At 46.2% G+C, this 12402-nt stretch carries 8 protein-coding genes and 1 rRNA gene; 6 read left to right on the forward strand and 3 right to left on the reverse strand.

The window, feature by feature from the left end:
- The first annotated feature begins 8 nt into the window (after positions 1-8).
- Positions 9-125 (forward strand): 5S ribosomal RNA (rrf, locus tag LRL21_RS41840).
- 187 nt (positions 126-312) lie between these two features.
- Here rrf and nagA read toward each other — a convergent pair.
- Genes nagA through LRL21_RS41855 form a run of 3 tightly spaced genes read right to left on the reverse strand, consistent with a single transcriptional unit; the run spans position 313 to position 3089 of the window.
- On the reverse strand, positions 313-1500 hold the full coding sequence (gene nagA, locus LRL21_RS41845; protein ID WP_240421686.1) for an N-acetylglucosamine-6-phosphate deacetylase: 1188 nt from the start codon (positions 1498-1500) through the stop codon (positions 313-315).
- A complete protein-coding gene (gene nagB, locus LRL21_RS41850) occupies positions 1500-2225 on the reverse strand; it encodes a glucosamine-6-phosphate deaminase (RefSeq protein WP_240421687.1) in 726 nt (241 codons plus the stop codon). Before nagB ends, nagA begins: the two co-directional genes overlap by 1 nt.
- A gap of 18 nt (positions 2226-2243) precedes the next feature.
- Complete coding sequence (locus LRL21_RS41855; protein ID WP_240421688.1) at positions 2244-3089, reverse strand: MurR/RpiR family transcriptional regulator; 846 nt, start codon at positions 3087-3089, stop codon at positions 2244-2246.
- A 242-nt stretch (positions 3090-3331) separates the two neighbouring features.
- Between LRL21_RS41855 and LRL21_RS41860 the strand changes: the two genes are divergently transcribed.
- From LRL21_RS41860 to LRL21_RS41880, 5 genes are all read left to right on the forward strand, one after another.
- The gene (locus LRL21_RS41860) at positions 3332-4009 is read left to right on the forward strand and encodes a response regulator transcription factor (protein WP_338044764.1); all 678 of its coding nucleotides are present in this window, start codon (positions 3332-3334) and stop codon (positions 4007-4009) included.
- Positions 4006-5385: a HAMP domain-containing sensor histidine kinase gene (locus LRL21_RS41865; protein WP_240421690.1), complete on the forward strand. Its 1380-nt coding sequence runs from the start codon at positions 4006-4008 to the stop codon at positions 5383-5385. The genes LRL21_RS41860 and LRL21_RS41865 overlap by 4 nt, the downstream gene beginning before the upstream one ends.
- A 337-nt stretch (positions 5386-5722) precedes the next feature.
- Positions 5723-8824, forward strand: a complete 3102-nt coding sequence (locus LRL21_RS41870; protein WP_240421691.1) for an efflux RND transporter permease subunit — start codon at positions 5723-5725, stop codon at positions 8822-8824.
- A gap of 14 nt (positions 8825-8838) precedes the next feature.
- Positions 8839-10095, forward strand: a complete 1257-nt coding sequence (locus tag LRL21_RS41875; protein WP_240421692.1) for an efflux RND transporter periplasmic adaptor subunit — start codon at positions 8839-8841, stop codon at positions 10093-10095.
- A gap of 236 nt (positions 10096-10331) precedes the next feature.
- Positions 10332-12164, forward strand: a complete 1833-nt coding sequence (locus LRL21_RS41880; protein ID WP_240421693.1) for a hypothetical protein — start codon at positions 10332-10334, stop codon at positions 12162-12164.
- Positions 12165-12402: the final 238 nt, after the last annotated feature.

Genomic DNA, 12402 nt, shown 5'->3' on the forward strand with positions numbered 1-12402 from the left:
GCTCTTAGTTTGGTGATGATGGCGAAGGGGAACCACGCGTTCCCATCTCGAACACGACCGTTAAGCCCTTCAGCGCCAATGGTACTTGAACCGCAGGGTTCTGGGAGAGTAGGACGTCGCCAAGCACGATGAAGCGGTTGATCTCAATGATCAGCTGTTTTTTTGTATATTGATTGGTATTTGCCTTCGATTTAAGAAAGAATACATCAAAAAAGCTCGATCTGTTACATTAACGGATCGAGCTTTTTTTGATGACAATAATGAGGCAGCATATAGAGGTATGGCACTACGTTTGCTTATAGCATTCCTATGTTACCGTACAGAACGTCCGCCGATCCAGACCCGCTCTAACTTGAACTCTGAATTCACCAGCAGTACATCTGCCTGCAAGCCGGGCTGTAAGCTGCCGGTAGTCTGATCTATGCCAAGCTGTCTAGCCTGATTACCGCTGGCCATAAGACTGGCATGCTCGACGCTGACACCAACCTGTTGGACAACAAAGCGGAATGCATCGATCATCGTTAAGGTACTGCCAGCGAGACTGTTGCCTTCTTTCAATCGAGCTACACCGTCACGAACAATAACAGCAAGTCCACCAAGATCATATTCTCCGTTACCCAGTCCGGCGGCTGACATCGCATCCGTGATCAATAGTACGCCCTCTGGCCCTTTGGCATTCACGAGTAGACGAATAGCTGTAGGATGGACATGATGTCCATCTGCAATGACTTCTCCAAGAATAGCCGGGTTCGACATAATAGCGCCGACAGCGCCCGGTTCCCGATGGTGCAGCCCGCGCATAGCGTTGTAGGTATGGACGGCTTGACTTAACCCGTGCTCAATAGCCGTGTTGACTTGCTCGTAATTGGCATCGGTATGACCGAGTGCAGCGATAATACCGTGCTTAACCAAGGCCTCAATGTACTCAAGAGCACCCGCTGTTTCAGGAGCCAAAGTCTGCATTCGAATTAGACCCGGAAAACGCTGCGTCCAATCCGAGAGCCAGGCCGGTTGGGGAGGTACGATAAAGGCAGGGTTTTGTGCTCCACACCAGTTGGCATTAATAAAGGGTCCTTCCAAATGAACGCCAAGCAGCTGAGCATAAGGCATCGTCTGACTACGGTATGAACCAACCCGCTGCAATACCTGGTCAAGCTCCTCCTTGGCAGCAGTTACAGTCGTAGCCAGCATGGTGGTAGTACCGTTCATGCCGTGGAAGCGTGTAATTGCATCAAGACCCTCTATATCAGCATCCATGAAGTCATGACCATAGCCGCCGTGCACATGCATATCGATAAAACCAGGCAGCACCCAACCTCCATTTGCATCTATTTTTTCAGTATCTGCTTCAAGCTTACTTAAATAAATATCATATTCCTGTTCAGTTCCGATTGCATGAATAAGGCCGTTAACGAAATGAATCCAGCCTTTATGCAAAGTGATTTGAGGCGTTATGATCGCAGCATTATAAATAAAAACAGCGGGTTGGGATCGGGTCATTACAATAGCCTCCCTGCATCGGAATCCAGAAGTACGACGAGATGTGGATGTGTTTGCAGCAGAGATGCCGGACAATCGGTAGTGATGGGACCTTTCAGAGCGCGTTGAACGATCTCGGCCTTGTCGCCACCTTTGACGATGAGCAGGATCATTTTGGCTTTCAAAATTGTACCTACACCCATAGTTAATGCATGTGTCGGTACCTCGTCAATGGAATCAAAATAACGGGCATTCGCCTTGCGCGTTTCCTCGCGAAGCTCCACAATATGTGTGCCTCCGGTCAAGGCATGGTCAGGCTCGTTGAAGCCGATATGTCCGTTGTGTCCCAAACCCAGCAGCTGCAGATCAATTTGGCCCGCTTGCTCAAGCAGCTTATTATAGCTTTGGCATTCCGCTTCAAGATCGGCTGCATTGCCGTCAGGAATGTGGGTTTGGCTGCGCTGCAGCTGAATCAAATCGAACAAATGGGTATTCATATAATTGTGATAGCTCTCCTGGTGATTCTCAGGAAGCCCAACATATTCATCCAAATTAAAAGTTGTCGTATCTTTAAAACTGACTATTCCTTGTTGATAGCTTTTGACGATTTCCTGATAAATGCCAATCGGTGTTCCTCCCGTAGCAAGCCCCAATACAGCTCGGGGATTGGTTTGTACCATGCCGATGATAATGCCGGCACCGGATTCATGCAGTTTTTGATGAGAATCGAAGGTTAATATATGCATAGTAGTGGTGCTCCTTTGTTAACGGTATTTGCGGACCATTTGGTATGAAGTTTCGAGACGTGGGACGAACTGGTCAAATTGTTGACTCAACAAGCCTACAAATAAAATATCAATAACGTGCAGCTGGGCAATACGGGACGCCATGTCACCGCGGCGCATACCCTCCTCAAGTGTGGAGGTGAACAGGCAAATATCTGCAAGAGAGGTAAGCGTATGAGTGCCGAATTTGGTAAGGGAAATGGTGGTAGCTCCGTGCTCGGAGGCACATTTTAACGCTGCGATGGTTTCTGTGGTTTCCCCTGAATAGGAAATGCCAATGGCTACGTCGCCTTTGGTCAGGTTGGATGCAGATGTCACCTGCATATGCGGATCGGAAAAGGCGACACTACGCTTGCCAATCCGTATCAGCTTTTGATAAAAATCTTGTGCTACCAGTCCTGATGTAGCTACACCATAGAGGTCAATTTGTCTGGCAGCGGCAATGGCATCGATTGCCCTCTGAAGCTGCTTCATATCGAGCAGGCGAGTTGTATCCGTGATGGACCGCACATGATTTGCCTCCATCGCCGCGACGATATTATTGAGCGAGTTGTCGGCAATGATATCCTGATACGATTGTGCGGCTGCTGGTGGCTGGGCGAGCTCGGCAGCCAGCTTGATTTTAAATTCGGTGAAGCCGGCAAAGTGAAAAATCTTGCAAAAACGCGATATGGTTGCTGTACTGCTGCCCGAGTCTTGGGCCAACTGCGTAATACCGATCTGAGTCATACTGGCTGAATGGTCAATAATATATGCGGCGAGTTCTTTTTCTTTACGGCTCATGGAGCCCATTTGTTCTTGAATAGCGCTTAAAATTCCCGGCATAGTGACCCTTTCTTTTTGAAAATAATTTACTTAATATTTATTTTTTAAAGAAAATAATTTACATATTTACTATACCGAATTAAAATCGTTTTTTCAAGTGAAAAGTTGGAAGGGACTTTGCCTGACTATGTATCGTATGCAAATTGATGGTATGCTATATTAGTGTTCTCAGTTCTAAAGAAAATCGTGCATAACCAGCTAATTATAGTAGGGAATCAAGGGTTAGAAAGGAATGAATGTTCGTGGCCACCATATTGATCGTCGATGACGATATTCATATTCGTGAGTTGATTAAGGTATATTTACGGCAGGAGGGCTTTGATGTTGTAGAGGCTGGTCATGGTAAGGAAGCTTTGCTGGAGATGGAGAAGACCCGAATTGATCTCGTTATTCTGGATATTATGATGCCGGAGATGGATGGATGGGATTTGTGTGTCGAGCTGCGTGCAGCCTACCCGAATCTGCCGCTGCTCATGATAACGGCCAAGGGCGAGACCGGTCACAAGGTAAAAGGGTTTCAGCTCGGTACCGACGATTATTTGGTAAAACCGTTCGATCCGGAGGAGCTGGTTGTACGAGTTAAGGCCTTGATGAAAAGATACCGGATCGTAGCCTCGCAAAAGGTGCAGTTTGGTGATATCGAATTAAATCGGCAAAGCTATGAAATCATTATCAATGGGGTAAGAACCACACTGCCGCTAAAGGAATTCGAGCTGCTGTTCAAGCTGTTTAGTCATCCTAATCAGATTTTTACGCGTAATCAGCTCATCGAACAAATCTGGGGGATGGATTACGAAGGTGATGACCGGACTGTCGATGTCCACATCAAACGAATCAGGGAACGTTTCCCAGAGGCTGTTGACAATTTCAGTATCGTGACGATTCGCGGACTGGGCTACAAGCTTGAGGTAAGGTCATGATTAAAACGTTGTATGTACGTGTGGTGCTTACTTTTTTGGCGGCGGTTCTGTTCGGGTTGGTATCGGCGTTTTTTTTGTCATCTTTAATTTATACGAATCTGGTTAGGGAAGAGATCCAGGATACGATGATGAGAAATGGCAAGGACGTGGTACATACGTTGACCTTGCTACAAAAAGAGAAAACCGATGAATATTTGACTAGTGTCAGTCGAATCATTGATTTTTATATTACTTTATATGACGATAACAAACATAAAAGCGTGTATGGGGAAACCGAGCCCAAAGAAAAGGTGGATATCGCTGAGCAGGTGGTCGATCTGGTACGGGGTGGAGAGATGTATCGAAGCGAGACGGGTTTTCCCGATCAGATCTTAGTGGGCATTCCATTCCAAATGGATACGATGCGCTATGCGATATTTTTTCAATATTCAAGGCACAACAAGGAAGGTGCGCTGCAGAAGGTGGTGGGTACGTCGTTACTCATTACGCTGATGATGGGAAGCTTGTTCATTTTCGTGGCTGCACGTTATGTGGTTAAACCGTTGAGGGTGATGACTGAGGCGACCAAACGGATATCTAAGGGTGATTTTAATATGGATTGGAAGCTGAGGAAGCGTAAGGATGAGCTTGGGATGCTTGCACAAAGCTTTAGTGAAATGGCGCTGGAGCTCAAACAGCTGGAACAGATGCGGCAGGATTTTGTATCCAATGTTTCGCATGAGATTCAGACGCCGCTAACGTCGATTTCCGGGTTTTCAAAGGCACTTCGCAGCAATAAAATGCCGGAAGAGGAGCGGCTGTACTACCTGGAGATCATCCAATCAGAGAGTGAGCGTTTGTCGCGTATGAGCGAAAATTTGTTAAAGCTGGCTTCGTTGGAATCTATGCATCATCCTTATCAGCCGCATACCTACGACTTGGATGAACAGCTCCGTCATGTGATTGTTGCCTGCGAGCCTCAATGGTCTGCGAAAGGAATCGAATTTGAGTTGAATATGCCCAGTATCAAAATATGCGCCGATGAGGATCTGCTCAATCAGGTATGGACGAATTTAATTACGAATAGCATTAAATTTTCGCATCAAGGCGGATCGATCCATATCCAGGTAAAGCAAACCACCAATGAGATCACGGTCAATATCTCTGATCAAGGGATCGGGGTTTCCGAGGAGGATCAGGTGCGGATTTTTCAACGCTTCTACAAAGCGGATAAGTCACGGACAGGTGAGCATAGCGGCAGTGGTCTCGGGCTAGCCATTGTCAATAAAATTGTGCTGCTGCACGGAGGGAAAATCAGCATTCAGAGCAAGCTTGGCAAAGGCTCATCCTTTTCGATTACTTTGCCAAGTATGCCAGTAGCGAGCATTGGGCATTAAACATATTGAAATAAATGATATTAATTTAAATATTTAGGCTATAAATATTTCATATTATCAAAAATAATTGCCATGGAGCCAACTCTCTATGGTTTTTTTGCTGTTGGTTCATAAAGAAAGCGCTACCGTTCATATTGAGTTCATATTGGTTATGTATGCTTGGCTGCAGATAACAACGAAATTAGTCGTTTTGCTAGTTAACCTTAGCTTACGCTAATGATGTCAGTCATACATTTTGTTAAGAAAAATCACAGTTTAATGCGAATGGAAACAGTTTTGCTGCAGAAAAAGCTCAGCTTACATGTAGGCTGATGCAAGACTCACAGGAGGGGAACCCATGAACAAGCTTACAAGCTTCTCAATGAAAAATGTGGCGGCAGTTTTGATTATAGTCGCTATTCTGTTAGGTGGAGGGCTGTATTCGGCTTATACGATTAAAGTTGAAAATATGCCGAACATCTCTTTTCCGGTAGTATTGGTTTCCACGACCTATCCGGCATCCCCTACAGACGTGATGAAGGAGGTCACGAAGCCGATAGAGGATAAGATTTCAAATGTTGAAGGTCTGGACACATTAACATCCACCTCCAGCGATAATATTTCGACGATTATCGTTCAATTTGAGCAAGGTGTTGATATCGATAAGAAAAAGCAGGAGATCGATAGTCTTGTTCAGGAAGTGAGGCTGCCTGCAACGGCAGAAAGACCTAAGGCTTCCACCTTCGGCTTTGCTTCGATTCCGGCCTACTACTTGGCGATTTATGCGGATAACGGCATGAGCCAGACCGAGCTGGATAAAGTTTATGAGGATCAAATCAAGCCGGGCTTGGAGTCTATACCTGGTATGGATCATATCGATTCGATTGGTGCGCGAGAAACCTCACTTGATATTGAGCTGGATGCTGATGCGCTTACCAGCTTCGGATTAACCCCCATTCAGGTGAGCACGACTTTGAAAAACACATTGGCTAACGGTGCCATCGGAACTGTGGATTTTAACGGGAATACGAAGGTAGCTCGTGTAACAGGTAATATCGACAGTCTGTATAACCTGGAAAATATGGAGATCGCCGCAGGTAATGGCAGCACATTGATGCTGAAGCAGGTAGCCAAGGTTCAGGCTGTGACCGATTCAGAATTTATTGCACGTTTGGATAATAAGCCGGCTCTTGGGATTCATTTATTTAAAACAAGTAATGCGAATGCAGTCGATTTTTCAGATGCAACCGACCTGTTGATCAAGAAATGGGAAACGTCTATTCCTGATATCACTTTCAAGTCGGTATATAACAGTGCCGATCAAGTTAAGGAATCGATTAGCGGTATGTTAAAGGAAGGTATAACAGGAGCATTGTTGGCCTCCTTGATGATTTTGATCTTTTTGCGAAATGTAAGAATGACGCTGATTGTTCTTGTATCGATTCCTTTATCGATTATGATTACGCTGCTCGTGATTTCGCAATTCGGGATCACTTTGAACACGATGACGCTCGGGGGCATATTTATTGCGGTAGGCCGGGTCGTCGATGATAGCATTGTCGTTATCGAGAATATATATGCATCGCTGCAGAAGGCGCAGGAGCGTAACGAATCGGTCATCAAGCTTGCAACGAAGCAGGTAGCGATGGCGATTACTTCATCGACGCTTGCAACAGTTGGCGTGTTTGCACCAATCGGGATGGTAAGTGGTATCGTGGGCGAGCTATTCCGACCTTTTGCCATCACAGTTGCTACTGCCATGCTGGCTTCCTTGCTGGTAGCCTTGACAGTCATCCCGATGATGGCCAAACTGCTCGTGCTTAATAATAACAAGATTGTCCATCACGACGAAAACAAAAAAGGCAGATTCATGACACTGTACGAAAAGATCTTGAAAGCATGCTTGTCCCATCGCTTTAAAACATTAATTATTTCAGGATTGTTGTTTGTCGTATCGATAGCTGCGATTGTTCCGAATTTGGCTGTCAGCTTCATACCAAGCAGCGGTTCCGAACGCCAGATGTATTTTCAGGTCAAGTTGCCTAATGAAACCTCGATCGATGGAACCGATCAGATTTCCAAGGAATTGGAAGCCATGATGCAGGAAGCCAAGGATAGCAAGGGCCAGCCGCTGTTTACGTTTGTTGAAGCACTTGTAGGCTACGGCGGCGGTAAGGATCAGGTAGCCAATATGGCCGAGATCTATACCGAGGTTAATACTCAGGCCGATCCTGATGAAGTGAAAAAGGAATTCAAGGAACGTATTCTGTATGAGCTGCCGAAAGGATCAGAAGTAACGCCCAAGTCATTGGCTGGTGGTGGTGGCGGTGTCTCATCAACTGACTTCTCGTACTCATTAAAAGGTGACAATCAACTTTTATTACAGGAAGCAGCCGTCACAATCAAGCAAAAACTGGAGGAGTATCCGGAACTGAGCGAGGTTGAAGATTCACTTAGTGATTCCAAAACCCAGGTGCAAATTACAGTAGACCAAAGTAAAGCCAGAACCTTTGGACTCAGCACCTCACAGGTTCGTGATACCGCAAGAAGCTGGATTATGAAGGACCAGCTCGGAGATATTCAGTTTGACAATGTAACCTATACAACAACTGTTCAGCTATCCAAAGCGGATAAAAATTCAATCGAGAAGCTGGGAAAAATCCCGCTCAAAACAGCGCAAAACTCGACGATTTATTTGAATGAGGTTGCGAAGCTGACAGAGGTTGAAGCTCCGTTGTCCCTGCAAAGAGAAAGTAAGGAGCAGGTATTGAAGATCACAGCCAAGATTGATTCGGTCAATAAATCGGCGGTCAGTACGAAGATATCTAGTGAGCTAAGCAAGGTGGCGCTGCCGGATGGCATATCCCGTGAAGTTAAGGGAGTAAGCGCCGATATCAATAAGAGCTTCTCACAATTGTTTGTGGCTATGGCAGTGGCTATCGCCGTCGTATATCTCGTAATGGTATTAGCCTTTGGTAATGCGGGCGCTCCATTCGCGATTCTGTTCTCCCTACCGCTAGCGGCAATTGGCGGATTGCTGGGATTGCTAATTACCCGGCAGTCGCTCGATGTAACCTCAATGATCGGTTTTATGATGTTGATCGGTATTGTCGTTACCAACGCCATTGTGCTTATCGACCGTGCCCAGCAGCTGCGCGAGGAAGGATACACTGTACGCCATGCGCTTGTAGAGGCAGGGATGGTTCGTTTCAGACCGATTATTATGACAGCAGGAGCTACGATTATGGCGATGATGCCTTTGGCGCTTGGCTTGACAAAAGGCACATTGATTTCAAAAGGCTTGGCCGTTGTTGTAATTGGGGGTTTGACGACATCCACAATCCTAACACTTGTTGTGGTGCCAGTTGTCTATGAGTTAATTGAATCGAGTAAAAAGCGTATGGGTCAATGGAGACATCGCAAGCCTAATCCAAAAGCAAATACAACTATTGAGATGTAAGGGAGAGAAGGGATATGAATAATCAGATGTCAAAGAAAAGCTTCGGCAGCGGCTCAAGGACTGTCGGTATTCTTCTAGTAGTCACTGCATTGGCGGCGGGGTGCTCAAGCCCTGCGCAGCCGCAGGCAGCCGCAGCCGTTCAGTCGCAGAACAGGCCAGTCAAGGTAGCTGCCATTGTCAAGCAAAGTATGGGTGATCCCAAGGAACAAATTGCGGATGTTAGCGCCGCCGTGCAAATTGATGTGATCCCCAAAGCAGACGGACAGGTTCTGGAGGTTTTGAAGAAGAAGGGTGAGCTTGTCAAACAGGGTGATGTTATAGTCCGGTTGGATGCCCGTGATGCCCGACTTCAAATGCAAAAGGGAGAGCAATCCCTTAAAGGCGCGGAGGAATCACTTCGCAAATCGATTGAAGACCAGAACAACAGCCGGGTTGATCTGCAAAGCTCGCTTGTCAAGGCTAATGAGCAATTAAGTAATGTGGAAAAGGACTATAACAAAGCGCGCAATGACTTTGAGGCTGGTACGGTGACCAAACGTCAGGTAGATCAGGCGGAAACGCTCGTGACTAACGCTCGGCTGGATGTGCAATCTGTTCAGAACAAGCTGGATGCTCTGGATAAAACCAACCCGATTGCTTCTCAGGAATCTCAGGTAGCTACAGCACGCTTAAGTGTGGAGGATGCAGCTAATGCTGTCGCTAATTATGAAATCAAAGCGCCGATTACGGGTGTTTTAACAGATCTGACAGCTGAAGTGGGTATGAATATGTCCCGTACGGCCAAGATTGGTCAGGTACAACAGCTTGACCCACTCAAAATTAAAGCCGATTTGACAGAGTCAGCCGCCAAGCTGGTTAATAACAAGCAGGAGCTCACCTTCTATAGTGCGGATAATCCCGCCAACAAAAAAACAGCCAAGGTGACGTTTCTTGCCAATCAGATGAACAGCACGACAAAAGCTTTTCCGATTGAATTGGATTTGGCAAATCCGGATGGTTCGATCAAGCCAGGGAGCCGTGTTCAGCTGCAATTGACCAGTCCAGAGGAGGAGCAGGGGCTTGCTGTTCCAAGCCTGAGCATCGTCAGAGAGGGCAACGCGTCCTTTGTTTTTATACTGAATGGTGATCAGGTAGAGAAACGTGCGGTCAAGCTTGGACGCGTCAAGGATACATTTCAGGAGGTGTTGGAAGGTGTGAAAGCAGGAGAATCTGTAGTCGTTTCCGGTCAGCATCAGTTGAAAAATGGACAAAAGGTAGAAGTTGCCAAGTAACCAAATCGTTTGAAGCTCGTAAAAGCAATTATAGAATAAGTAGAAAAGATAGAGATAGACAACTAGATAAACATACAGAGGAAGATATGAAAAGGTAGAAAACGGAATAGGTTTAATTTGCTTATAGAAGCTCATAGGCCGGCACATGGATTGAACCCGATTGACCAAGCAAAGCAAAGGATAGAAGTCAGCAGTGTCGATTTCTGTCCTTGAACTTAAGAGGAGGCTATACAAACATGAGAAAGAACTTAACTGCAGCACCTAAATGGAAAACTACGCTCGGCAGCACTTTGCTGTCCATGTCTTTAGTTATATCAGCTGTCCCATCTATGGCACTGGCAGACGCTGTTCCTGTACAGGAGTCAGGAGCACCAGCCCAGACACAAGTACTTACGCCGACTGCAGTCTCGTATCCGTTAACAGAATCAATTCAAGCGGGCATTAAAAGCTTATCCATCAGCAAGTCAACTGAGGGCACACGCATCGGTGCGGTGGTACGTCTGCGTAATAATACGACCCAGATGAAGCGGGTTCCCGATTATGAAATCCGTGTCCAAGCTTCGGATGGCAGTGAATATAAGATTACACCCAGCGCATCCAACCCGAAGTCGATGCTGGCGATGGAAAATGTAGAGCTGACGGGTATGGTAACGGTAGACCGTCAGGATGATATTACGATAACAGGGATGTCTTTTGTGGAAGTCGATGAATATGTGTACCCCAAACAGGAAACGGTGCGCTTGAGTCTGCCTGTAACGTCAGTGTGGAATGCCGCCAAGCCTGATATTACTGATCCTGCTTTTATAAAAGCGTGGGGAGATCCATTTATGGTTCCTGAATCTCCATCTCCAATTAAATACACAACGACCAGTTTAACCGAGCAGACGGATGAAAAGGGTGTGCATACCCAGGTCGTAACGCTGCTGGCTGAAAATCCGGGTACGGCTAGTGAAACGGTACCTGGCTTCCGTTTGGATGGTAAAGCTGGCGACCAAATTTATGCGGGTAAACGAGCTGATGCGAATCCTATTGTCCTTGCCGCGGGTGATCGCAAATATATTCAATATTTGATCCCGACAGATAAAGGCATCAAGCTGCAAAGCTTGCTGCTGATGACGACAGAAGCTTTTGCAGCTTCTGCCGGGGCCACCGGAGCAGGAGTAGCAGGGGGTTCAGCGGGTGCCGCTGCAGCGACACCGTCCAGCACGCCTGGATTTGATGTCGGACGTTTGAAAATCAATGTGGCGGCAGATGCGGTGGCTTTACCTAACACACTGCCTGCCTACACAATAGGCACTCCGATTGCCTTCGATCCGCTGAACCGTTTGCTGGATGCCAGCACGCAGGTCTCTTTAATGGAGCTTCATATGCATGAGAACACAGGGTCAGGCTTTAAAAGCGTAGTCGCCAAATTCAGATTGCAAAATAAAAGCGATCAAACCGTTACGCTTCCCGCTTTTCAAACAGAGCTGGTAGGCAGCGACGGCTCCAGCTATGCTGGCTCTCGCCAAAAGGAAACGGCAGCTAATTTGATGCCGAATCTGAGCTATGTAGTGAGCTACTCGTTTATGGTTCCAGCCTCGGAGAAGGGTGAACAGCTTGGTATCAAGCTGCTTGACAATCTGACATCTGCGCCTTACAGTACGACGATTGCCGGATTCCAAACGGCTGTACAGATCGATGATGTGGATAGCTCTGTGATGGCGTTCTATCCATTTAACGTTACGCTGAACGATTGGACAATGTCGGCGTATACGAATGCCGGATTACCCGTAACCTATTCCTATAAGATGAAGATGAATTTAACTGTTGACCGGGTTGAAGATGTTGTCGTCGATGACAATTTCCCGAAATTCACAATTGAGCTTGTTGATGGATTGGGTCGGACACTCGGATCGCAATCGGTACCTTTCACAGGAACTGATATGCTGATCAGCGGCGAGCAGACCATTCAGATCGGCAATATCAAGAGCGAGCAGCAGGAATATCCATTGACCATTAAATTATATGAAACTATTGAGACTCCTAATGGTGTGGCCAAACGGCTTGTGAAGACTTTACAGCAGTAAGGTACAGCACCCATTTAGTCAAAAGTGAATAGTAATGATGTACATCCCTCCTTGCAGACTGCGAAGAGGGATGCTTTTTGTATATTCAGTAGTATACAAATTAAATTCACATAGGAAATGTATGAAATTTAACAATGAAAATAAAGATTTCCTTCTAAAAATAAGATAAACTAGATAGTAGATAGCGTTAATTATAATCATCATTAATAGTTTATATAGAAAGAAGGAATGACTGGGC

Origin of the sequence: Paenibacillus periandrae, from assembly GCF_022458865.1 — a bacterium.
In the GTDB taxonomy this organism is placed as follows: domain Bacteria; phylum Bacillota; class Bacilli; order Paenibacillales; family NBRC-103111; genus Paenibacillus_S; species Paenibacillus_S periandrae.